Source organism: Microbacterium sp. B35-30 (assembly GCF_010634855.1).
Taxonomy (GTDB): Bacteria; Actinomycetota; Actinomycetes; order Actinomycetales; family Microbacteriaceae; genus Microbacterium.
This window is the reverse complement of sequence record NZ_MWLQ01000018.1, coordinates 77386-100232: the sequence shown is the minus strand read 5'-3', so window position 1 is coordinate 100232 and position 22847 is coordinate 77386. Positions and strand designations below refer to the sequence as shown.

The window sequence follows — 22847 nt, the reverse complement described above, 5'->3', positions numbered from 1 at the left end:
CGCGTCGTCGTCAATCTCTCGGGCACCCATACCCGCCCTGGGAGTGCTCCCGATGGACGCGACGGTGGCGAGCGCTATGTGGTCCTCGCTAGTAGCACTGTTGATCCTGACCTTGAGGGTCTTGATGAAGCGGGACGCCGTTCGGCAGCCGATGGTGAACGAGCGATTCTGGGTCAGAGTTCTTTGCGAAGTGTCCAGACATGCTCCTGGGGGAACTCTCGTGCCCACTCTGCGGTGACGCCTGATCGCAACCCCGTGGCATCGGCAGGAGCCTGGATCTCGGTCAGATCGATGATCTCGAACCCGGTGGCACGGAACAGCTTGATCCATTCCGAGAAGGTCAGGGTGAATTCGATGCCGCCGGGGTCATCTGCTGCTTCTCGCCAGTCCAGGCGATGGCTGCCGAAGTAGGGCCGCTCGAGCCGGCGGGTGATCGGGTACGACCCGTCGACGGGCGAGCACAGGCCCACGAACACGTGATTGCCGAGGAACACCAGCGTCCCTCCCGGCCGCAGCAGGCGGTGCGCTTCCGGTATCCACCTGTACGGGTCGGCCCAGATTGCCGCGCCGTATTCGCTGATCGCGAAGTCGAAGGAGTCGTCGGGTTTGGCGACCTCCTCCGCGTTGCCGTGGATGAGTTCGAGAACGACGGAGTGTTGCTGTGAGAGTCGCCGGGCAGTGCGTAGCTGCTCGGCCGAATTGTCGATCCCTGTGACCGACGCGCCCCTGCGCGCCATCCAGGCAGACACGTAGGCCGTGCCACAGCCCAGTTCGATCGCCTGCAACCCGGTCATGTCGTCGGGAAGCAGCCGGAGCCTGTTCTCCGGGATGCCCCATTCGCCCCACGTGGGTTCTGCCTGTGCCCAGGATCGTTCACCCGCCGCGACCCACTCATGAGCCATGCTGTCCCAGTACTCACGGTTGACCGCGACGTGTTCCGGGAGTTCGCCCATGGCGGCACACTATCGCTTGACTCCCGGGCGGGCCATCAGCCGCCGCCCGACCTCGCGTCCATGAATCACAGTCCTCCGTAGGCTCCGCGAACCCGCCACGCATGATGCTCAACGATCGCCCGCACTTCTACGGCAGCAACGAGTGCGAGCCCACCAGGCTTGCCGGCAAAGACCAGCGCAATCGACTCACCAAACGACGACCTACTGGGGGCCGTCGCTGACGCCTCTTACGACTCGGACGAACGAGTTGTGCGAGTCGGCAGGACGCACGTTATCCATCCCCCAGCGGGCACGTGCACAATGAGTGGCGCCCTTCGCGCTTCACTGTGTTGTGTGTGCCAGAGCCGAAAACGATAAGGGAGCGCCCGGAGGCGCCCCCTTGTGTCGCGACCTTGGTTGGGTCACGTCGTTGGTTAGATGATCAGAGGTGAGGGTAGGCCTCGACCTTGCTGTCCAGCGGCACCTTCCAGAACTCGACGTTCCACGCCGCCGTGCCGCCGGAGGGCACGCGGTCGGTGAAGGTGTAGTCGACGCCGACGATCTTCCCGCCGCCGTCGCGGGCGATCAGATCGATGCGAACCATGTCCTGGTCCTCGGAGAAGTTACTGGTGACGGTGCCGTTGACGGTCATGTAGTCGTACTCGGAGCCGGTGTTCACCTCGCCGAGGGTGAAAGATCCCGTCTCGGCGGCAGGAGAGTGAGTCGCCGCGTCCGCGGTAGGCCCGCGCACCTCAATGTGGTCGATCTGCGCCGAGCCGATGTCGAAGAAGTCCCCGACATACCACGAGGTGCCCGACAGGATGGTGCCGTACGTGCTGTCGGTGTCAATCAGCACGCCGTTCGCGTCGTAGGCCTCCACGTCGATGCCGGCGCCGGCGAAGATGTAGTCCGCGTTCGGGTTGGTGACCTCCACGGCGTACCAGCCCATGCCGCTCTCGGTGTCCACGCCGAACGCGGTTTCCCCCAGCACCAGATCCTCGGCGTCGGCGACCGCCGGTTCCTCTTCGACCGCCGGTCCCTCGTCGGCCGACGTCTCCTCGTCGACGACGTCGGAGGTGCCGACCTCCTCGGTGACGGTGTCGTCGATGGCGTCGCTGACGGCGCCGGCAGCCAGCGACATGAACACGATCACGCCGACGATCGTGCCGACCACGGAGACGATGATTGCGGTCAGGCCCTGCCACTTGGGCTTGTCCTTTTGGAACAGGGCGATGATGCCAAGGATGAAGCTGATCGGCAGGAGAATCCACCCGACAATCAGAGCGCCGGGAATGCAGGCGAAGATGAATCCGACGACGGCCACCGCGAGGGCGACGATTCCGAGGATGTTGCGAGGTTTCTTCTCGGGTGCGGGGGCGGTCGGCGGGGCGGGAACGGCGCCAGTCGCGGTGGCGATGCCCCCGACAGGACGAACCTGGTCGGTCCACGACGTGCCGTCCCAGTAGCGCTCCTGGCCTTCAACGCCTGCAGGGAACCATCCTGCGGGTGCGGATGTAGGGGTCGAATCGGTCAAGGTGTTCCTTCCACGAAAGGGCACGTTCGACGCCGTGACCCCAGTACACGAGTGCTCGCCGGGCAAAGGCGAGCTAGCGGGAGTTTATGAGAAGGTCCTCATCAAACCCGCGACTTTCGCTCAGGTTTCAGCCAGATCCGCGGCGAGTGAGTTGAGGGATCGCCTACGTCGTCCGCGGTCAGGTCTAGAGTCCTGGCACCGGTAATTGGCTGTCACCACACGCGGGCATCTCATCGAGGAGCGCCGCGTCAGGCCATCGATCTCGCGGCGCGGGAGACTTCCGGCGACATAGGCGCGACGAGGGCGGAGGAGATGGATTCCCCGGGGAATGCTTCATGTCAGTGGACGCGAGTTGCGGGATTGCCGATGCTCGTGGACATCGGCTGCGCCTCCACCGCGGGATGCCCGACATGTCGACCGTGTGGATACAGTGTGGCCATGAAGCGCGCCGCACTCGTTGTCGCCCTGGCCTTGGCCCTCACCGGGTGTGCGTCCTCGCCCGCCGCCGAGGAGGAAGGGCCGACGACGACGCCGGCCGCCGAGGAAGAGAAGCCCACGCCCACGCCGACCGCGGAGGCTGACGCGCTCGTGCTGTGCGAGCTGATGTCGCAGAAGCTCTTCGAGTACCCCGACTACGTCCTGGCTATCGCCAACGGCGAGTTCGATCAGGCCACCCACGACGACTACTACGCGTGGGCGGAGGAGATGAAGGCAGTCGCGCCCGCGGACGCGAACGTGCCGCTGGCGAAGTTCACCGACCCCATCTACCAGGTGCAGGAGGTTGTCGAAGTCGGTGGCGGGTCGCTGACGTTCAGCACCGACGACTACAAGGCGGGCAACCTCGAGATCATGGAGTACTGCGTGGACGCGGGCTTCAAGGTCGACAACTGAGCCCGATGCGTCCGACGCTGACCGGCCTGCTGACCGGCAAGACTCACCTGTCCCGGTACATGGCGGCGACGTACCCGAACACCCTTCCGTTGCGCCGCAGCATCCGTGACGCGTGTGCCCCATCCGCTTCACACCGGGCACCAGCAGGGACGGCGGTCCGGAGGGGTCCGCGTTCGACATGCTGGTCACCCTGACCGTCCAACCGGACCGTGTGCCGCTCGACCCGGCGCCGTCGATGCTGTGGCGTCGCGAACAGGCCGAGCTTGCCGCTGTCGTCATCGAGCGTGCCGCGGCCGGTGTGAAGTCCGGGGACCGCAGCGACGACATCCTCCGCGCGCTGTGGATCCTCGGGCTGCTCGTGAATTCCATCCGGTCCGTTCAGTCGTATCTGTACAGCCCGGTGGCCGCGGCCGTCCAGGACTCGTCCGGCGTCGAGGAGACGCTCGCGCGTCTGCACGAGGTCATCCCGCAGGCAGGACTCGACGAGGTCCGGCAGCTCGACTCCATCGCAGCCGTCGAGCTGTACCCGTGGCTGGGTCAGACCGTGCACTTGAACCCCTGGCTCAGCAACGACACCCTCATGGCCGAAGCGGACTTCATCACGGACGGGCTGCTCCTGGACCTCAAGTCGTCCCGAGCCAAGGCGAACTCCGCTGGCGTCTTCGCTCTGTTGCCCACCGCCCGCGACATCTACCAGATCGTCCTCTATTGGCTCCTCAGCCGAGGCGAGCCGGAGGAGCGGTACGGCCGCGTCGCCGACGTCGGAATCTACGCCGCGAGGTACGGGAGGCTCGTCGCCTGGCCGCTGGAGCAGCTGATGCTCATTCTCGCCGGCAAGACACTCGACCCCGACGCGGAGCTGCAGCACATCCTCGCGCTTGCGGACCAGGAGGACTACGACCCGTTCACATAACCCAACGATCCTCGTGCGGGCGCCGGGTGGAAGAGGGGCCGCCTGCGGGCATTCGGCTCGAATGCGTTCCCAACCCGCTCACTTGCCGGACGGCATCGCTGGCGGGGTGATCGTCAGAAGACAGCCCGTCTGTCCCTGGCGCGATGTCGTGGGTTAGCGCGATGATCTCGTAAAGGAGGATCCATGACTGATGCCCTGTCGGCGGCCGGCTCGATCTCCGGAGCGATCATCGCTGGCCGGATGACGGAAAGCCAGACTCGCTGGGCCCATCGGCGTGCGAGCGCGGGTCTGCTGCAAACCGCTCTCCTACCCCTGCGGCGCCTCATGGCACAACTGAGCAACAGCAGTGATGTCTCCGAGTGGAAGTCCACTTTCACGGTCGCCATCCACGCGCTCCAGACCGAGCGGTCTCGTACGCCGTCGGGTTGGGGCCATCTCGAACAAAGCGTTCGTGAGGCCGTCGCATGTGCGGTGGGGTTGGGTCTCGCGGACCGTGAGCCTGAACAGGACTGTGAGTCACACTTCCATCAGGACAAGACCTGGCTCATGTTTGCAGCGGACTATCTGGACTATGTGATTCCGGTCATAGGCCGATGGGGAGAAGAGTCGAGCACTCGGCGCGCACAGAACACGGAGCTGGCCGACTTCGGAAAGTGGCTTGCCCGCACGGGTCGCCATGAGCCCGGGAAAGGCCTCTGGCCGATCACGTAAGCGCGTCCCGTGGACCTCGAGTTGCCCCGGCGGAGCGATTGGTGAGAAACGCGAGGGCACCGTCGCGATCCCTATCGTGCAATGCCCCGAAGAGGTAGGTAGAGGGCGGGCGCGCGCCTACACCGCCTTGATCTGCCACCGAGCAACATCGGTTGTGTTGGGGGACTACGTTCGCCCGAACCGTCGTCGCCGAGGAGGGGCAGCTTCGACTACAGCCAACCACAACGACGCATGGCGCTTACGGTCAGTGTGGTCGACAGACTGCGATGGTGCCAATCCGCGCGAGCATGACGGTGAAGCCCGCAGCAAGTCCTATCGACGTCCACAGCGCCCACACGCCAAATGGTTCGGCCAGTGCAGCGAGCAAGATCGCAACAACCGCGAGCCAGGCAGTTAGGAGCGACCAAGCTGATGTCAAGTCCGCAGCTGAGTGCCACCGGAGTCCGTTCACGACCGCCTGAAAGTCAGCTGGCCGCGTCTCTCTCGCAGACATCAGGTCGGAGACGGTCGCCGGCGTGGGCCATCGGCTGATGTTGGGCCACAGGTCGAGGGCTTCTGCTGGTAGCGAGTCAGGCGGCGTGGCCCACGAGGGGGCGTCGTTGTCAGCGCGGACCATACGAGTCGATGGCCACGTAGTTGTTACGCCCGGCAGTCATCGGCGCTGCTTCCGCTTCAGATCGTCGATCTGCGCCTGCAGGTCATCGACGAGTGTGATCAGCTGCCCGAGTGCGTTCATGGCGTGGCCGAGACCGACAGCGAGCATCCGCTCCGGATTCGAGTCGCTCTCGATGTTGCCGATCTGTTGCATCGCCCAGCTACTGCCGTTCAGTGCGGCCTGAATTCCGCCAGCCTGCGTCTCTGCTTCTTGAATGCTGGCCACTGGGCCCCCTTCGTTTGCGCGCACAGTCGGTGCCTCTGGGTGCACGCTATCGGCGACCGCCGACATCGCCAACGGTAGTCGCACTGCGCCGTTGCGAGCCCGCATCCGTACCGTCTGGGCGCGCCTCAACCGGTGATCGGCCGATACCTTCCGGCACGGCGAACAGATCGGCGTCCGCGCGCCGGCGGCGCCCAATTTTCCCGGACAGCTCGTCGGCGCTCGGCCCCACGCGATTGACGCAGCTCGAGTGCGGCGGGCCCCAGCTGCGGCTACCTACTAGTTGACAACGCGGTCCCAGCGGGTTCGTGGAATGATCTGGAAGCTAGCTGGCTCGCGCGAGCGGCGGCCCTTCCCAACCCTCGGCTGCCTTGTTCGGATCTGCGAAGTAGTGGAAATGCTCCACGAGTGCTTCGCAGAATTCCTGCAGTGCCTTCGTTTCTTCGGCCGGTGGCGGCTCGTCCTTGGGGCTCGGGTAAGGAGTGATGATGTCCGCATGCCCGGGGAAGATGTGAGGGGTGTCGAGAACAGCACGAGCGCCGGAGTCCATGATCGCTCCCACGAGCCCTGAGGCGAGGCCGTGATACTGACTGACGGGCACTTTTGCTACGGCCATCTTCTTGCAGTAATCATCGCCATCGAAGTCCTGCTGAACGACCGAAATCTCATCGCTACCTGCAGGAGGGCGGAACGCCGCGGGACGAAGCCTTGTGCCCCTGCCGTTCAAGTGGTGCGGAGTCTTGACAAACCGAACCACGGTGCGGTCGCGAGAAACCGAGGGTGGGCCATCATCTCCTGCCGTCCGTGTTTCCGGATCGGCTTCATCTGGCAAGGAACTAACGACGGGCAGGGGTTCAGTGGGCACTCGCGCTCGCGTACCGGATCGACGTCATCGACTGTGCATAGGATGCTTCGTCGCCAACCGAGTCAGCGAGAGCGTTCGCCAGAGCATCACGCGCATCTGTGCTGACATTCTTTGCTGAGCCGTTGTAGTAACGCGTCGAACCGTCAACGCCGGTGAGATACATCGAGTACCGGGTGCGGCCAATCTCGAAGTGCCCACGCACGCCATTCGCCTGCCAGTCGAAGGCGATCGTCCCGTTTGGAAGCGGGGTGATCTCGGGAATCGCACCTCCCGACTCGAAATGACGGAAGGCCTCCCACGCGTTCAGCCTGACTACCTTCGAGATAGCCGAAGCACCGTACCCATCCCAGTCGTCCTGCAGGTCTGCGAGTTGCTCCAGCGCCTGCTTCGCCAATTCGGTTTCAACTCTCAGCGCGGGGTTGAGACGTCGACGCGTATACGTGGCTGCGTGCGTGCGCGCAAGAAATGCGACAGCGGCCGCCGGATCTGGCGCCGCCTGGATCTGTCCGACGCTGTAGTAGCGAGTCACTTCGCTTCCCCCCGAAGAATGTGCCCGACGCCCCTTGTCAGCTGCACGAACGTGTCATGAATGACTTCGTGACCCGAATCTAGCAGAGCGAGTACATCGGCAGTGTCTAGCGCCGCGCCGTCGCCGTGCGAGACGGTCGTGTCCATCACAACGGCGTCCTCGTTCTCCACAGTCGCGTGCCCCGCGCGAACGGCTACCCGTCCTCCGTTGCGCAATCCGGACGAGAACTGCAAGAACAGGTTTGGGTCGGTGCCATCCAGGTGCGCTTCGAAGGCCGACGGCAACGACAGCTTGAATCCGAGGACTTCCGACACAAAGTGCGTTCTGGACTTTCCCTCGAGGTATTCGTCGCCGAACGAATCGATGTAGCGGATGGTTACCTTGGAGAACCGGTCAGGTCGGTTGGCATCCGTCCAACTGGCGATGAGAGCGTCCAGACCCTGCCTTACTTTCGGACGGAAGTGATTCCAAGTTCTATATGGCTGGATCGCGTTGACCGTTAAGACGCCAGCACCGATCTGGAAGACCGCACTCTCCCCGCTGTCGCCGGTGCTGGAGTAACGGTATACGGCCATGCCGGCGGGCGCCGGATAGCCCGGTGGGGTGAGGCGCTCCGACCGGAGGTAGCCCTCGGCCGCCATTCGGTCACCGAACGCTTGGAAGAGCACGTCGCTATGAACGTCGAGATCCATGTCCGCGACGACATCTCCCGTCTCGTCGAGAACGGGAGACGCAGCTTCCCAACGAATTTCCGCGATCAGCTCGACGAGGGGGGCGTTTGGGAAGTTCTCACTCAACGCGTGTACTCCATATCGCAAACGTACACTCATCCACTCCCACGCTTCTCACCAGGTCATCGATGGCCAACCGGCCCCGCCCGCATCCCGGTCCTCGCACGGGCTGACACCGGCTGGCTTGCGGGAGCGCCCACGTTCGATCGACCCGATGTCCGTTTACCCCGCGCGGTGAAATGCCCGCGAGCGGCGCCACATACGGTCGACGACATCGTGTCATCCGCTGACTCGGCGTGTGGCCGCGAGCGGCGCCACATACGGTCGAAGACATCGTGACGTCCGCAGACTCGGCGTGTGGCCGCGAGCGGTCCGACCTCCGCGTGGGCTCCGCTCCAAGGTCGGAACTGGTGCACACATCCGATGGCGGTAGAAACCCGCTGATCCGGAGTCAGATGGTCACCCTGAGCAATCAACGGGGATCTCGCCTCGCCAGAAACACGAAAACCCGCGGAGATCCGCGGGTTCTCAATGCTTACTGTCTCAACACAGTGTGCGCCCGAAGAGACTCGAACTCCCAACCTTCTGATCCGTAGTCAGATGCTCTATCCATTGAGCTACGGGCGCATGTTGTTCGCAGCAGCGCACAACGTCGTCAAGAATACCCCACGCTCCCCCGCGGCGCGAATCGGGGGAAGGATGCCGGATTCCCGGGCGTGTTCGCCGCGTGCGGGCGCGATCACTCAGGCGTCACGCGCATCGAGCGCGCGCAGCTGACGCTGCAGGGCGACGAGCCGGTACGACGTGTCGAGGAGTTCGCCGAGGAGCTCCCAATCACCGGCCTCCGGCTCGATACGGAGAGCGAGCCAGCCGTACGCGCCCTCGTACGGCGGCACGAAGACGTCGTCGCTCTCGAGGAGCACAGGCCGCTCGAGGTCGTCGGGAACGAACAGCACCGCCGGTTCGGCGGCGACTCCGACGATCGCGAACTGGCGCTTGCCGGCGCGAAACGTGCAGCGTCCATGCGAGATGGCCTCCACCGCTTCGGGGTAGGGCATGCACAGCCCGCGCACGCGCACCACGAGGGGGTGATCGGGCAGGAACCACATCGGGTGGGTCGAAGCCGCGTCGCCGTTCACAGGCCGAGCGTAGCGTCGGGGCGATCCGGTGTCAGGAGTCGAGCTCGGTGACGTCGACGCCGGAGATGCGCGGCGACGCTGCGGCCGGCTCGGCGGCGGGCTCGGCATCCGTGTCCGCCTCCTCGCGGTGACGCTTGTGCGCGGCCAGGCGCGGGATGTCGACGAGGCGGATCGACTGCATGCGGGCCGCACGCATCCGCTCGTAATCGGGGTCGAGGTCGGGACGCATGCCCTCGACGCGCAGGCGGCGCTGCAGGTTGGCCTCGACATCGCCCCACGCGGCATCGCGGGACTGCTCGATGAGAGAGCGCACGACGTGCGGATCGTCCGCCATGCGCCGGAGCGCCTGCGCGACGCCGGAGTACTGCCGGCCGCGCCTGCGGAGGTTGCGGGTGTCGCGATCGCGATAGTCGTGCGTGCCGTCGGAGTCGGTGAACTTGCCCCACGCCTTCTTGCGCTGGCGCCTGACCAGCGCGGCGGCCTCGTCCTGCTCGTCGGCGAGGGCGGTGAGCGTCTCTCGGGCGAACGGTGTGAAGGCGACGACATCGAACTGCTCGTCGTGCGCGATCGTCTCGACGAGGATGCGGTTGCGTATCGCCAGGCGCGCTGCGGCGGACGCGATGGACACCCCTTCGGCGATCGCCTCTGCGGTCTTGCCCATCGAACCTCCCCTGGAAAGGCTAGCGTCCGAAGAGGCCTCCTGAGTCAGCGAGAATCGTAGACACGGCTCGTCGACGGCGACGGCCCGAGCGAGAGGCAGGCCGTGGCCCGAACAACTCACCGAGCGCCGACGCGACGACTGGACGTGCGGGGACGCACCACCGTCATCACCGGCGCCGCCGCCGGCATGGGCGCGGAGGTCGCTCGGCAGCTCGCCGCTCGCGGCGCGCACATCGCGCTGCTCGACCGGAATGCAGACGGGCTCGCCACGGCGTCCGCGAGCCTGGACGGCACCGGGCACACCTCGCACGTCGTCGATCTCACCGACGACGAGGCTGTGGCGGCCGCAGTCGCCGAGGTGGAGGCATCCCATTCCCATGTGCAGTCCCTGGTGACGTGCGCCGGATCGTCGATGCTGGGTGCCATCGACCAGCTGACGATGGCCGAGATGCGCTGGCTCATGGACGTCAACCTCTGGGGCACGGTCAACGTCACGAAGGCGCTGCTGCCGGCACTGCGTCGCGAGCCTGCCGCCCACATCACGCACCTCGTCTCGATCTACGGTCTCGCCGCGCCGGCGGGGCGCATCCCGTACGCGATGAGCAAGTTCGCCGTGCGTGGGTTCACCGAGGCGCTGCGGCACGAGCTGGAGCGCTCGACCGTCACCGTCGGGGCGGTCTATCCGGCCGGGGTGAAGACCGGCATCATCCTGCGCGGCCGGTACGCGGCCGCGATCGATCCCGCGGTCGCCGATCGCGCCGCCTCGGCGCAGGCCGCGATGTACCACACCGAACCCGCGGATGCCGCGGCACGCATCGTCGAGGCGACCATTCGCCGTCGTCCGCGCACCATGGTCGGGCGCGAGGCGCGGCTGGTCGACGTGCTCACGCGCGTGACGCCCACTCACTACTGGGCGCCGATGCGTCGACCGCTGCGCGACGCCATCGACACCACGACGCCGATCCGCTGACGGGCCGCGGGCGCCGTCGGACGGGCGGCGCCAAGCCGGTGTCGGCGCACCAGCGCCGCCAAGCCGGTGTCGGCGCACCAGCGCCGTCGGGCCGGTGTCGGCGCACCAGCGTGGTCGGACCCGTGTCGTCCGACCGGCAGCGTCGAACCAGCGCCGTCGGGCCGGCTGCGTCGTGGTGTCGGCATCCACCGCTCCGCGTAGCAAGCGGTTCGCCGTTATGCAACCCCCAACTCCCGGCCGATGCCCCGGCGTAGCGTCGATGTCATCCGCTCATGAGAGGAGCGATCGATGGGATTCATGGACGACGCGAAGGAGACGGCCGAGGCCGTCGGCGAGAAGCTCAAGGACGCGTGGGAAGACACCACCGATCGAGTCGGCGACAAGGTCGACGAGATGAAGGCTGACGCCGACGTCAAGAAGGCCGAAGCGGAGCGCGACTCGGTGAAGACGCGCAACGACATCAAGGAAGACCTGCGGGACAGCACCTGACCCGCTCTCGATGAAGGCGGAGCCGACCGGGGGGCCGGCTCCGCCTTTGTCGTGAGTGCTGGGGGAATCACCCCAGACGCGCGACGGCCGGGCACGGCGACGAGGCTGCCCGGCCGATCGCGTGGATCAATCGATCGCGCCGATCCGCCAGGCGGCGGTGACGGATGCCGCGGGCTCGATCACGATGAGCCCCGCGTCATAGTCGTACGACCCGGCGTTGAAAGCGTCGGGTGCGCAGGTCATCGGCTCGACGGCGAGGCCCAGCCGGCTCTGCGCGGCGTCGGGCTTGTCGGCGGTGTGGACCTGCACCCACGGGCAGGCGGCATCCCATGACATCTCGACGCCGGAGCCCGACGGGGCGGTCACGCGCACCGTGGCGTTGCCGTCCGCATCGAGCACCAGGCCGGTGTAGGCGTGGTCGATCTCGACGGTGCCGATCTGACGCGACGAACGGAAGTCGAAACGCTCCGGGTCCTCGGCGTCGACCGCGACGAGGTCCGTCGGAATGAGGCGGTCGGGCGTGACCGCGAGCACCTGCGTGGCGGGGAGCTCGAGCGTCCAGCCGTCGACGCGGCCGTCGCCGGCGACGAGGTACGGATGCGGTCCGGTGCCCCACGGCGCCGGCTCGTCGCTCTCGTTGTGCGCCGTGACGGACTGCGTGAGCCCCGTGGGGCCCAGCGAGAAGGTCGTCGTGACGACGACGCGCCACGGGTAGAACGTCTGCGGCTGGATGACGGCGGCCAGGGTCACGTGGTCGGGTCCCTTGTCGATCACCTCGAAGTCGAGCCACGTCGCCAGGCCGTGCAGGGCGTGCGAGCGCGCCGGCTCGGTGAGGGGCAGCTGGAAGTCGCGGCCGCCGAACGAGTACTTGCCCTCGACCACGCGGTTCGGCCACGGGGCGAGGGTCGCGCCGCGATGCGCAGGCCGCACTTCATCGGCCTCGAACGGCACGACGAGGTCGCGGCCGCGATACGTAAGGGAACGGAGGGTCGCACCGACGCTGGCGACGACGGCTTCGTAATCGCCGGCGCGGAGCGCGTGCTGGGTTCCGGATTTGGGGGGACGTGCCATGAGGGCTCCTAGGAGATCGGGGATGCCGCCAACCAGAGTAGCGGCGAGGTTCGCGCGCCTCGAACCCGGGGATGTGCGCCGAGACAGAGGGCGACGCCCCCTGCCTCGCGCGGAATCCCCGGTCTCAGCGAGCCCAGGCACTCCGCGACGGGCTCACAGCCCCTGCGCGAGACGGTAGTACGCCTGGTTCCAGCGGAGCTCCCGCTGGAAGCCGCGCACGGTGGTGTCCTCATCGATCACGACCAGCTCGGTGCCGGCGATGTCGGCGAAGTCGCGGAACACCTCGATGTCCACGGCCGTGGTCATGACGGTGTGATGGGCGGCACCCGCCGCGAGCCAGCAGCCCGCGCTGGTCGCGAAGTCGGGCGCGGGCTTCCAGACGGCGCGGCCCACCGGCAGCTTCGGCAGGTCGGGGGCGTCGACGTTCTCCACGACGTTCGCGACCAGGCGGAACCGGTCGCGCATGTCGCTCATGGCCACGACCAGGGCGGGGCCCGGGTCGGCGGTGAACACGAGCCGCACCGGGTCGTCCTTGCCGCCGATGCCGAGCGGGTGAACCTCCAGGCGCGGCTTCGCGGTGGTCAGCGACGGCGAGACCTCGAGCATGTGCGCGCCGAGGATCTTCTCGTCGCCGGCGACGAGGTCGTACGTGTAGTCCTCCATGAGGCTCGCGCCGCCGGGGAGGCCCGCGCCCATCACGTTCGCGACGCGCACCAGGATGGCGGTCTTCCAGTCGCCCTCGGCGCCGAAGCCATAGCCCTCGGCCATGAGGCGCTGCACGGCGAGACCGGGCAGCTGCTTCAGGCCGCCGAGGTCCTCGAACGAGGTGGTGAAGGCGCCGAAGCCGCCCTCCTCGAGGAACGAGCGCAGCCCGACCTCGATCGCCGCGCCGTCGCGCAGCGACTGGTGGCGGTCGCCGTCCGGTCGCAGCTCAGGCGCGACGTCGTAGGACTCGAGGTACTCGGCGACCAGGGCGTCGACGTCGGCGTCGGTGGCGGCATCCACCCTCTCCACCAGCTCGTTGACGCCCCACGTGTTCACCTGCACGCCGAACCGCAGCTCGGCTTCGGTCTTGTCGCCCTCGGTGACCGCGACGTAGCGCATGTTGTCGCCGAAGCGGGCGAGCTTGAGCGAACGGGATGCCGCCCACCCGGCGGCCGCGCGCTGCCAGTCCTCGACCTGCTGCCGCACGGCGGGGTTCGACACGTGTCCGACGACCGTCTTGCGCGCGACGCCGAGGCGCGTCTGGATGTATCCGAACTCGCGGTCGCCGTGCGCGGCCTGGTTGAGGTTCATGAAGTCGAAGTCGATGTCGGCCCACGGCAGCTCGACGTTCGCCTGCGTGTGCAGGTGCAGCAGCGGCTTCTGCAGCGCGTCGAGTCCGGCGATCCACATCTTCGCGGGGCTGAACGTGTGCATCCACGCCATGACGCCGATGACGTCGTCGCGCGCGTTGACGTCGAGGGCAAGCCGGCGGATGGAGTCGGAGTCTTTGAGGACAGGCTTCCACACGATCTTGACGGGGAGGCCGGCGAGGCCCTCGGCGACAGCCTGGGACTGCTCGGCGACCTGGCGGAGGGTCTCTTCGCCGTAGAGGTTCTGGCTGCCGGTGACGAACCAGACCTCGTAGCCGTCGAGCGAGGTGGAGAGGGGGGTGCGGGTCATCGTGGTTCCTTCGGTTCGTTCAGGTCCGAGGCATCCGTGTCCCACTTTCGGTCGATAGAGCGGCCTCTACCGGCGAGAAGTGGGACACGAAGGCGGGAAATCGGGACACGGTGGGTCAGGTCAGAGAGCGGTGACGGCGGCGGCCTCGACGGCGAGGCCGACGCGGTAGCGGTCGAGGTAGGCGGCGAAGCCGGCGACATCGGCGGCGTCGGGGTCGGCGGTCGCGATCGCCGCGTTCGCGAAGACCCGATGCTCGAGGTAGGCGGCGAGGCTCAGGTCGCCGGTGTGCGGGAGGTAGGCGGCGAGCACGGCGATGCCCCACGCGCCGCCCTCCGATGCGGTGTCGCCGACCGACACCGGAGCGCCGAGCGCGCCGGCGAGGAAGCGCTGCGCCACCCCGGCGGTGCGGAACATGCCGCCGTGGGCGAACATCCGGTCGAGCCGGACCCCCTCGTCGTCGAGCACGCGCATGCCGAGGGCGAGCGTGCCGAAGACCCCGTAGAGCTGCGCGCGCATCGCGTTGGCGAGCGTGAAGCGGCTGTCGGGCGTGCGCACGAACAGCGGGCGGCCCTCGGTGAGACCGGCGATCGGCTCGCCGGCGAGATGGTTGTAGGCCAGCAGCCCACCGGCATCCGCCTCGCCCCCGAGCGCCTCGCGGAACAGGGTCTCGTACACGGCGTCGTCGGTGAGCGGCGTCCCCGACGCGGCGGCGAAGCGCGCGAACATGCCCGCCCAGGCTGCCAGCTCGCTGGCGCCGTTGTTGCAGTGGACCATGGCCACCGCGTCGCCGGACGGGGTCGTGACGAGGTCGAGCTCGTGGTGCACGCGTTCGAGCGGCCGCTCGAGCACGACCATCGCGAAGATGCTGGTGCCCGCACTGACGTTGCCGGTGCGCGGCGCGACGGCGTTGGTCGCGACCATGCCGGTGCCGGCGTCGCCTTCGGGAGCGCAGAACGGGATGCCGGGGCGCAGGGTTCCCGACGGGTCGAGCAGTGCGGCACCCTCGGCCGTCAGCGCGCCGGCGGGAGTCCCGGCGACGAGCACTCGGGGCAGCAGCTCGGCGACGCTCGCGACGGGCAGCGTTCCGGCAGCCGGTCCCTGAGCCTGTCGAAGGGCGTCGTAGCGCGCGAGCATCGCGGCGTCGTAGTCGCTCGTGGCGGAGTCGATCGGGAACATGCCCGACGCGTCGCCGACGCCGAGCACCCGCTCCCCCGTCAGGCGCTGGTGGACGTAGCCGGCGAGCGTCGTGACGAAGCGGATGTCGGGAACGTGAGGCTCGGCATCCACCACCGCCTGATGCAGGTGCGCGATCGACCAGCGCAGCGGGATGTTCACGCCGAACGCGTCGGTGAGCTCCGCCGCCGCCGGGCCGGTGTTCGTGTTGCGCCAGGTGCGGAACGGCACGAGCAGCGTGCCCGCCTCGTCGAAGGCGAGGTACCCGTGCATCATCGCCGAGACGCCGATCGCGGCGAAGGTCTCGGGCGCGGCGCCATGGCGCTGCTGCGCGTCGGAGACGAGGTCCGCGTACGCGGCCTGCAGGCCCGACCACACGTCCTCGAGCGAGTAGGTCCAGAGGCCGGACTCGTACCGGTTCTCCCAGGCGTGCGAGCCCACTGCGAGCACGTTCGCCGGGTCGTCGGCATCCACGAGGCACGCCTTGATGCGGGTCGAGCCCAGCTCGATGCCGAGCGTCGTGCGCCCGGTGCGGATCGCCTCGGCGCTCATCGGCCGCCCTCTTCCGTGCGCTCGTCGGACGCGTCACGGCGCTCGTCGGACGCGTCACGGCGCTCGTCGGACGACTGGCCGTAGACGTTCTGGTAGCGGTCGAAGAGGCGGTCGATCGCGTCCTGCGGGATCGGGATCAGCGGGCCGGCCTCCCGCGCGTAGTGCACGGTGCGGGCGACGTCCTCGACCATCACCGCGGCCTTGACCGCGTCCTTCGCCGACGTGCCGATCGTGAACGGACCATGGTTCTGCATCAGCACCGCGCGGCTGCGGTGCCCGGTGAGAGTCTCGACGATGCCGCGGCCGATCGAGTCGTCGCCGATGATGCCGAACGGGCCGACGGGGATCGGTCCGCCGAACTCATCGGCCATGGCTGTGATGACGCAGGGGATCTCCTCGCCGCGTGCCGCCCACGCCACCGCGAAGGTCGAGTGCGTGTGCACGACGCCGCCGACCTCGGGCATGTTCCGGTACACGTAGGCGTGCGCCGCCGTGTCGCTCGAGGGGCTCCGCTCGCTGCCGGGTGCGCCGGGCACGACGTTGCCGTCGAGGTCGCACAGGATCATGTTCTCGGGGGCGAGGTCGTCGTACGAGACCCCGGACGGCTTGATGACGAAGAGGTCGGCGCCGGGGACGCGCCCCGAGACGTTGCCGCCCGTCCAGACCACGAGGCCGTAGCGCACGAGCTCGCCGTGGAGCTTCGCGACATCGGCCCGGACGGCGGCGATGGATGCCTCGACCTCGGGTGTGAACGCGGGCGGCGGCGTCGCCGGATCGGGGCTGGTCACGGGGTCCTCCATCGGGTCTCGTGCTGGGGCGGCTCATCGCCGACAGTGAAGGCCGATGTTACCGGTAACAACCCCCCGGAGCCAACCCTCCGTAGCGCAGCCGCGTCAACGATTCAGGAACATCGGCGGGTGTTCGATGACGCGCCCCGGAATGTCGCGACTCTGAGCCTGGGGGCATTCAGCTTTCCTGATTTCTCGACGCGGCCACCGCGGAGGGGTCGAGAGTGGTCAGCGCAGCGCCGCCGCTGACGCGCGGACGACGAGACGCGGCGCGGCGACGGCGGGTGCCGTGGCACCGAGCACGGCGGCGACAGCCCGGCGTGCCTCGCCCGCCAGGTCGAGCCCCACCGTGGTGAGCGCCGGACGGTAGTACGCGGCATCCGGGTTGTCGTCGAAACCGACGATGCTCACGTCGCCCGGCACGTCGACGCCCGCCTCGCGGAGCCCCGCGATGAGCCCCAGCGCCATCTGGTCGTTGGCGACAGCCACCGCGGTCGCCTCGCCGGCGCGCACGGCGGCGGCGATCCGCTCGGCGAGCGCGGCGCCGGCCGCAGCGGTCCAGTCGCCGCTCCAGTGCGACTCAATCCCCAGCCCCGCGCCCTCGAGCGCGCGTCGCATGCCCGCTTCCCGCGAGCGCGCCTCGAGCCACTCCTCGGGTCCGGCGACCCGGCCGATGCGGCGATGACCGAGCTCGACGAGGTGCGAGATGGCGAGGGCTGCGCCCGCCTCCTGCTCCTCGGCGCCCGGTCCGGTGTGCAGCGCGGCGATCGCGACCCCCGGGTGCGCGCCCGTCAGCGCCGTCAGCGTGGCCGCGTGCGGTGCGAGGACGATGAGCCCGTCCACGCCCTGTCCGAGGAGTCGATCGGCCGCATCGCGGACGGATGCCTCGTCCGAGGCGTCCGCGTAGGCCGTCGCGATCCACCGGCCGGCGTCGCGCGCCGCCGCCTCGAGCGCGGCGATCCCGACGGCCGGCCCGTAGAGCGTCGCGTCGGAGGCGATGACCCCGAGCGTGCGGGTGGTGCGGGTGCCGAGCGTGCGGGCGGCGTTGTTCACGCGGTAGCCGAGGTCGGCGATCGCCTGCAGCACCCGGTCGCGTGTCTCGGGCCGGATGTTCGGGTGCTCATTGAGCACGCGCGACACCGTCTGCGTCGACACGCCTGCGGCGCGCGCCACCTCCCGCACGCCCACGCGCACGGGATCGGCGGGAAGCGGCCGCGTGTCGTCCATGGCGCACACCCTATCCGCCACTCGGCGCCCCGGATCGCCAGAGGTGGCACGCTGGAGGCATGGGTGCAGACGCTCCGAAGACGCGACGACCGACGCTCCGCGCCCGGCTGCTGACCGCTCTCGCCGGCGATCCCGACGGCACGCCGCCGTGGGTCAGGGCCCTCGCCGACGGCGACGACGCCGGGTACTTCGCGGACGGCGGCGCCGTGTGGACGGTGCATGCGGGCACGGGAACCTTCGTCGCCGGCATCCGTGCCCTGCTCATCCAGGCCCTGCATCCGGGTGCGATGGCGGGCGTGCATGACTTCTCGCGCTACCGCGACGACCCGATCGGGCGCCTCACCGGCACCGTGCGCTGGATCATCTGCGTCACCTACGGGTCGACCGCGCAGGCGGCGCAGGAGACGCAGCGCATCGCGCGGCTGCACGAGCGGGTCCAGGGTTCTTACGAGTCCGTCGCGGGCCCGCGGGACTACTCGGCGGGCGACGCGGACCTCGTCGAGTGGGTGCACCTCGCCTTCACCGAGGCCTTCCTCGGGGCGCACCAGCGGTGGGGCGGACCCATCCCCGGCGGCAGCGACGCGTACGTGCGTGAGTGGGCGCAGGCCGGCCGCCTCATGCGCCTCACCGATCCGCCGCTGAGCGAGAGGGAGCTGCACGCCCGCATCGACGGGTTCCTCGCACGCGGCGAGCTCCGCCGCGACGCGCGCGTGGACGACGTGGTGCGGTTCCTCCGCGCGGCGCCGTTCACCGGCATCATGCGCATCGCCTACCGCGTGCTCTTCGCCGCTGCCGTTGCGAGTCTGCCGCGCCGGTATCGGCAGCTGCTCGGCCTGCGCCGGTCGCCGCTGCCCGTCGTGACCATCACCCGCATCGTGCTGGCGGTGTCGGCGAAAGCGCTCGAGGAGGGTCCGCGCGCGCAGGATTTCGCCCGGCAGCGGCTCCGGCGACTCAGCCGTACAGCCCCGGCGACCCCCGGCGCTGCGCCCGCGCACTGATCTCCCCGAAATCCAGCGCCGCCTTGCGAAAAGTCGGGCCCGTCACACGACACGCCGTGCCGCGGTATCCATCACCGGCGCGTCGTGGTCACCGACCCGACTTTTCGCAGGGGAACACGTCCCTGCCCCCGGCGCAGTGGCAGGCTGGAATCATGCGCATCGCCCTCACCGGCTCGTCCGGAAAGCTCGGCACCGTCGTCGCCCGCGAACTGCGTGCGGCCGGCCACGACGTCATCGGCCTCGACGTGGTGGGAGCCCGCGGCCCCGACTTCGTCCAGGTCGACCTCACCGACTACGGCCAGGTCATCGACGCCCTCACCGCGGTGAACGATCGCCACGACGGGTTCGACGGGGTCGTGCACCTCGGGGCCATCCCCGCCCCCGGCATCCGTTCCGATGTCGCGACCTTCCACAACAACATGACCGCGACGTTCAATGTGTTCTGGGCGGCCGTGAGACTCGGCATCCGTCGCCTCGTCTACGCCTCGAGCGAGACCGTGCTGGGTCTGCCGTTCGACGTGGCGCCGCCGTACATCCCGGTCGACGAGGAGTACCCGCCGCGCCCGGAGTCGGTGTACTCGCTCGTGAAGACGCTCGAGGAGCGGATGGCGGTCGAGCTGGTGCGGTGGCACCCCGAGCTGTCGATCACCGGCCTGCGGTTCTCGAACGTGATGGTTCCCGAGGACTACGCCGCGTTCCCGTCGTACGACGCCGACGCGATGACGCGCAAGTGGAACCTGTGGGGCTACATCGACGCCCGCGACGGCGCGCAGGCCGTGCAGCGCGCGCTCGAGGTCGCCCCGCCCGGGTTCGAGACCTACATCATCGCCGCTGCCGACACCGTGATGTCGCGCCCCAACGCCGAACTCGTCGCCGAGGTCTTCCCCGGCGTCGAGACCCGCGAGCTCGGCGAGCACGACACCCTGCTCTCCATCGACAAGGCCCGGCGCGTGCTCGGGTACGCCCCGCAGCATTCGTGGCGGGATCACGTCACGGGGTCATGACCGAGGGGCCGCGCGAAGCCGCCGAACGCTACCGCTTCGAGAAGTGGCAGCGCGAGCAGGGCTTGTCATCGGACGAAGTGGATGCCGCACACGCGGCCGCGCCGCCGGCACGGGGCTTCTCGGCAGCCGAGCGGGCGGCGGTCGTCGAGAACGCGATCCAGCAGGCGATCCGCCGGGGCGAGTTCGATGATCTGCCCGGCGCGGGCAAGCCCATCCCCGGCCTCGGCGAGAGCCACGATCCGGACTGGTGGATCCGCCGCAAGATCGAGAGCGAGCAGCTCACGGGCCTGGGCCCGCCGGCGCTCCGGCTCCGGGTCGAGAGCGCCGAGCTCGACGAGCGCCTCGATGCCCTCGCCGGCGAGGCCGACGTGCGGGACGCGCTCGAGGACTTCAACCGCCGCATCGTGGAGGCACGTCGGCAGCTGCTCGGCGGCCCGCCCGTCGTGACCCCGACGCGTGACGTCGACGCGGAGGTCGCGGCATGGCGCGAACGTCGCGCCGCGCGCATCGCAGCGCAGGCGCAGGCGGAGACGGATGCCGCAGCCCGCCGCCGTCACCCCTGGTGGCGTCGCCGCGGGCGCGACGTGACCTAGCGGGCTGCCGCGTCAGCGCCGCGGGATCGTCGAACCGCGGATGATGAGGCGCACCGGCAGGTGGTGGGTGCCCTCACCGATGTCGACGCCGTCGATCGCGTCGAACACCCGCTGGGCCGCCTGACGCCCCAGCTGCTGGAGATTGGCGTCGATGCTCGTCAGCTCGGGCCGCGAGTTGGTCGAGAGCACCTCCCAGTTGTCGTACCCGATGACGGCGAGATCCTCCGGCACGCGGCGCCCGAGATCGCGCGCGGTGTCCAGGGCGCCGCGGGCGAGCTGGTCGGATCCGCAGAAGATCGCGTCGACGTCAGGATGCCGCTGCAGCAGCATCGCGGCGGCATCCCGACCCCAGTGCTCGGTCCATTCCGAGAACATCGGGTCGCCCACGAGCTCGAGGCCGGCCGCGTCGAGCGCCGCCCGCGCTCCCGCGATGCGATCCTGGGCGGCGGCGTAGGCGGGGTCGCCGGTGATGTGGGCGATGCGGGTGCGGCCACAGGCGATGAGGTGCTCGACGGCCAGCCGTCCGCCGGCGTAGTTGTCGGGCGTGAGCGAGAGGTCGCGCGGGTCGTCGGAGGGCGCATAGGCGTACACGACCGGGACGGGGATCTCCTGACCGAGCGACGGGCGTGGGTCGGTCTGCCGGCCGACGACGATGATGCCGTCGACACGCCGGCTCAGCAGTGCCTTGAGGTGGTGCTGCTCGCGGATCGCGTCGCCGCGTGCGTCGCAGAGGAACACGTTGATCTGCCCGGCGCCGAAGGCGTCCTCGGCACCCATCAGGATCGGGATCATGAAGCGGCCCTCGAGGTCACTCGTGAGCAGGCCCACGGTGCCGGTGCGTCCCGCGAGGAGGCCACGCGCCATGGCGTTGGGGGTGAACGACAGGTCTTCGGCGGCATCCATCACCCGCCGCCGGGTCGCCGGCGCGACGTCCTCCCGGCCGTTGAGGGCCTTCGACGCTGTCGCGATCGACACTCCCGCCCGCTTCGCGACATCACTCAGCGTCGCACTGCGTCCCCCGGACTCGTTGGCGGCCATCACCCCTCCTCGTTGCGGAAACGTTATCGAAGCAACGTCTTGACCGCTTGTGATCTCTCACGATACCGTGCCGAAAGCGATTTCGATGTTTTCGAGATCCATCACGGCAGCGGCGCGGCGATCCTGCACGCGCACGCTCGAAGACGAGCCAAGGAGACTGCAATGACCAACACCCGACGTCGCGCCGCCGGCTGGCGCGCGGCGACCGCACTCCTCCTCTCAGGCGCCCTCGTGGCCCTCGCCGGCTGCGCCGGCGGTGGCGCGGCGACGCCTGCGGAGGACATCCCGGCCGAGGGGACGGACGACGGAACGACCCTCACGCTCTGGACCCGCGCACCCCTCGAGAAGCAGGCGAACCTGCTGGTCGACGCCTACAACGCCTCGCACGAGAACCAGGTCGAGCTCACCGTCGTGCCCAACGACGACTACGTCGCCAAGGTCGGCGCCGCTGCCGGCTCGGGCGGACTGCCCGACCTGTTCGCCGCCGACATCGTCTACGTGCCCAACTGGGTCGAGCAAGGCCTGTTCCAGGACCTCAGCGCCCAGGTCGACGGCCTCGACTACAAGGACCAGATCAACCAGGGCCACCTCTCGGCCGGGACGGATGCCGACGGCAAGGAGCACGTCCTGCCCTTCGTGCTCGACCTGTCGATGCTGTTCTGGAACAAGGAGCTCTTCGAAGAGGCCGGACTCGACCCGGAGAAGGCACCCGCCACCATGGCGGAGTACGCCGACGCGGCCAAGAAGATCCAGGCGCTCGGCAAGGACGGCGTGTACGGCACGGCGACCGGCCTGAACTGCGGCGGATGCCTCGTCTTCACGTGGTTCCCGAGCATCTGGGCGTCCGGTGAAGAAGTGCTGAGCGATGACGGCCACGAGTCGCTGCTCGCGAACGACGCCGCCAAGGAGGTCTACGACACGTGGCGCGATCTGTGGGAGTCGGGCGCCGTGCTGCCCAGCTCGCAGGATGAGGCGGGCCCGACCTGGACCGCCGGCTTCACCGAGGGCAACGTCGGCCTGATGTTCTACCCCGCGACGCTGCTGTCCTCGACCCCGTTCGACACCGGCGTCGCAGGCATCCCCGGCGTCGACGGCGGCGCCTCGACCTTCGTCGGCGGCGACGGCATCGGCATCTCGAAGGACTCCAAGAAGGCCGCGCAGGCCTGGAACTTCCTCACCTGGCTGATGTCTGAGGAGGCCCAGGTGGACGTCCTCGCGAAGAACAACGACGTCGTCTCACGCGCGGACTTCGCCGACAACGAGTACGCCGCGAAGGATCCGCGGCTCGTGACCATCAACGAAGTGGCCTCCCAGGGTGACACCCCTGTGGCGCTGAACTTCCAGCAGGCGTTCAACGCACCCGGCAGCCCGTGGCTGACGCTCGTGCGCAACGCCGTGCTCGAAGGCACCGACACGGTCGACACCGACAACGACGCCATCACCGAGATCCTCGCGCAGTGAGCCGCGGCGGTGGCCCGGGCGACCGGGCCACCGCCC

At 68.7% G+C, this 22847-nt stretch carries 23 protein-coding genes and 1 tRNA gene; 9 read left to right on the top strand and 15 right to left on the bottom strand.

Translation table 11 applies throughout. From position 1 onward, the window contains the following. Positions 1-173 precede the first annotated feature (173 nt). Positions 174-953 carry a class I SAM-dependent methyltransferase gene (locus tag B2K11_RS10470; RefSeq protein ID WP_163618221.1) on the bottom strand — a complete coding sequence of 260 codons (780 nt, stop codon included), beginning with the start codon at positions 951-953 and terminating at the stop codon, positions 174-176. A 421-nt stretch (positions 954-1374) separates the two neighbouring features. Then, positions 1375-2466 carry a DUF2510 domain-containing protein gene (locus tag B2K11_RS20640; RefSeq protein ID WP_239525940.1) on the bottom strand — a complete coding sequence of 364 codons (1092 nt, stop codon included), beginning with the start codon at positions 2464-2466 and terminating at the stop codon, positions 1375-1377. Positions 2467-2904: 438 nt separating this feature from the next. Between B2K11_RS20640 and B2K11_RS10455 the strand changes: the two genes are divergently transcribed. The 3 genes from B2K11_RS10455 (at position 2905) to B2K11_RS10445 (ending at position 4981) form a co-directional block, all read left to right on the top strand. Further along, entirely contained in the window at positions 2905-3357 is a 453-nt protein-coding gene (locus B2K11_RS10455) for a hypothetical protein (RefSeq protein ID WP_163618220.1), read from the top strand. A 112-nt stretch (positions 3358-3469) separates the two neighbouring features. Beyond that, the gene (locus B2K11_RS10450) at positions 3470-4270 is read left to right on the top strand and encodes a hypothetical protein (RefSeq protein ID WP_163618219.1); all 801 of its coding nucleotides are present in this window, start codon (positions 3470-3472) and stop codon (positions 4268-4270) included. Positions 4271-4453: 183 nt separating this feature from the next. After that, positions 4454-4981, top strand: a complete 528-nt coding sequence (locus tag B2K11_RS10445) for a hypothetical protein (protein ID WP_163618218.1) — start codon at positions 4454-4456, stop codon at positions 4979-4981. A 652-nt stretch (positions 4982-5633) separates the two neighbouring features. Here B2K11_RS10445 and B2K11_RS10440 read toward each other — a convergent pair. The 7 genes from B2K11_RS10440 to B2K11_RS10410 form a co-directional block, all read right to left on the bottom strand. Then, positions 5634-5861, bottom strand: coding sequence for a hypothetical protein (locus B2K11_RS10440; protein ID WP_163618217.1), 228 nt, complete (start codon positions 5859-5861; stop codon positions 5634-5636). 322 nt (positions 5862-6183) lie between these two features. Then, complete coding sequence (locus B2K11_RS10435) at positions 6184-6723, bottom strand: hypothetical protein (protein WP_163618216.1); 540 nt, start codon at positions 6721-6723, stop codon at positions 6184-6186. Beyond that, on the bottom strand, positions 6713-7252 hold the full coding sequence (locus B2K11_RS10430) for a hypothetical protein (RefSeq protein WP_163618215.1): 540 nt from the start codon (positions 7250-7252) through the stop codon (positions 6713-6715). The genes B2K11_RS10435 and B2K11_RS10430 overlap by 11 nt, the downstream gene beginning before the upstream one ends. Then, entirely contained in the window at positions 7249-8049 is an 801-nt protein-coding gene (locus B2K11_RS10425; protein ID WP_163618214.1) for a TIGR04255 family protein, read from the bottom strand. The genes B2K11_RS10430 and B2K11_RS10425 overlap by 4 nt, the downstream gene beginning before the upstream one ends. 488 nt (positions 8050-8537) lie before the next feature. Further along, positions 8538-8610, bottom strand: a tRNA-Arg gene (locus tag B2K11_RS10420). Positions 8611-8726: 116 nt separating this feature from the next. Further along, positions 8727-9122 carry an MmcQ/YjbR family DNA-binding protein gene (locus B2K11_RS10415; protein WP_204260082.1) on the bottom strand — a complete coding sequence of 132 codons (396 nt, stop codon included), beginning with the start codon at positions 9120-9122 and terminating at the stop codon, positions 8727-8729. A gap of 31 nt (positions 9123-9153) precedes the next feature. Further along, positions 9154-9783, bottom strand: a complete 630-nt coding sequence (locus tag B2K11_RS10410; protein WP_163618213.1) for an asparagine synthase — start codon at positions 9781-9783, stop codon at positions 9154-9156. A gap of 102 nt (positions 9784-9885) precedes the next feature. Here B2K11_RS10410 and B2K11_RS10405 point away from each other — a divergent pair, with 102 nt between their 5' ends. Beyond that, positions 9886-10752, top strand: coding sequence for an SDR family NAD(P)-dependent oxidoreductase (locus B2K11_RS10405; protein ID WP_239525939.1), 867 nt, complete (start codon positions 9886-9888; stop codon positions 10750-10752). A gap of 288 nt (positions 10753-11040) precedes the next feature. Further along, positions 11041-11241 carry a hypothetical protein gene (locus B2K11_RS10400; RefSeq protein WP_163618212.1) on the top strand — a complete coding sequence of 67 codons (201 nt, stop codon included), beginning with the start codon at positions 11041-11043 and terminating at the stop codon, positions 11239-11241. A gap of 126 nt (positions 11242-11367) precedes the next feature. On the opposite strand, the gene B2K11_RS10395 is transcribed toward B2K11_RS10400, so the two are convergent. The 5 genes from B2K11_RS10395 to B2K11_RS10375 form a co-directional block, all read right to left on the bottom strand. Next, positions 11368-12312 carry an aldose 1-epimerase family protein gene (locus B2K11_RS10395; RefSeq protein ID WP_163618211.1) on the bottom strand — a complete coding sequence of 315 codons (945 nt, stop codon included), beginning with the start codon at positions 12310-12312 and terminating at the stop codon, positions 11368-11370. Between the two features lie 153 nt (positions 12313-12465). Further along, positions 12466-13977 carry an L-arabinose isomerase gene (gene araA, locus B2K11_RS10390; protein ID WP_163618210.1) on the bottom strand — a complete coding sequence of 504 codons (1512 nt, stop codon included), beginning with the start codon at positions 13975-13977 and terminating at the stop codon, positions 12466-12468. A gap of 120 nt (positions 13978-14097) precedes the next feature. Then, complete coding sequence (locus B2K11_RS10385; protein WP_163618209.1) at positions 14098-15702, bottom strand: FGGY-family carbohydrate kinase; 1605 nt, start codon at positions 15700-15702, stop codon at positions 14098-14100. Further along, positions 15699-16502 (bottom strand): L-ribulose-5-phosphate 4-epimerase, encoded by an 804-nt coding sequence (locus B2K11_RS10380; RefSeq protein WP_163618208.1) that lies wholly within the window; start codon positions 16500-16502, stop codon positions 15699-15701. Before B2K11_RS10380 ends, B2K11_RS10385 begins: the two co-directional genes overlap by 4 nt. Before the next feature lie 216 nt (positions 16503-16718). Beyond that, positions 16719-17717: a substrate-binding domain-containing protein gene (locus B2K11_RS10375; protein WP_163618207.1), complete on the bottom strand. Its 999-nt coding sequence runs from the start codon at positions 17715-17717 to the stop codon at positions 16719-16721. A 59-nt stretch (positions 17718-17776) separates the two neighbouring features. Between B2K11_RS10375 and B2K11_RS10370 the strand changes: the two genes are divergently transcribed. The 3 genes from B2K11_RS10370 (at position 17777) to B2K11_RS10360 (ending at position 20312) form a co-directional block, all read left to right on the top strand. Continuing rightward, positions 17777-18715, top strand: coding sequence for an oxygenase MpaB family protein (locus tag B2K11_RS10370; protein ID WP_163618206.1), 939 nt, complete (start codon positions 17777-17779; stop codon positions 18713-18715). A gap of 152 nt (positions 18716-18867) precedes the next feature. Beyond that, positions 18868-19719, top strand: coding sequence for an NAD(P)-dependent oxidoreductase (locus B2K11_RS10365; RefSeq protein ID WP_163618205.1), 852 nt, complete (start codon positions 18868-18870; stop codon positions 19717-19719). Further along, on the top strand, positions 19716-20312 hold the full coding sequence (locus B2K11_RS10360) for a DUF1992 domain-containing protein (protein ID WP_163618204.1): 597 nt from the start codon (positions 19716-19718) through the stop codon (positions 20310-20312). Before B2K11_RS10365 ends, B2K11_RS10360 begins: the two co-directional genes overlap by 4 nt. Positions 20313-20324: 12 nt before the next feature. Here the strand turns inward: B2K11_RS10360 and B2K11_RS10355 are convergent, their stop codons facing one another. Then, positions 20325-21350 (bottom strand): LacI family DNA-binding transcriptional regulator, encoded by a 1026-nt coding sequence (locus B2K11_RS10355; RefSeq protein WP_163618203.1) that lies wholly within the window; start codon positions 21348-21350, stop codon positions 20325-20327. 162 nt (positions 21351-21512) lie between these two features. Between B2K11_RS10355 and B2K11_RS10350 the strand changes: the two genes are divergently transcribed. Beyond that, on the top strand, positions 21513-22811 hold the full coding sequence (locus B2K11_RS10350) for a sugar ABC transporter substrate-binding protein (protein ID WP_163618202.1): 1299 nt from the start codon (positions 21513-21515) through the stop codon (positions 22809-22811). Positions 22812-22847 lie beyond the last annotated feature (36 nt).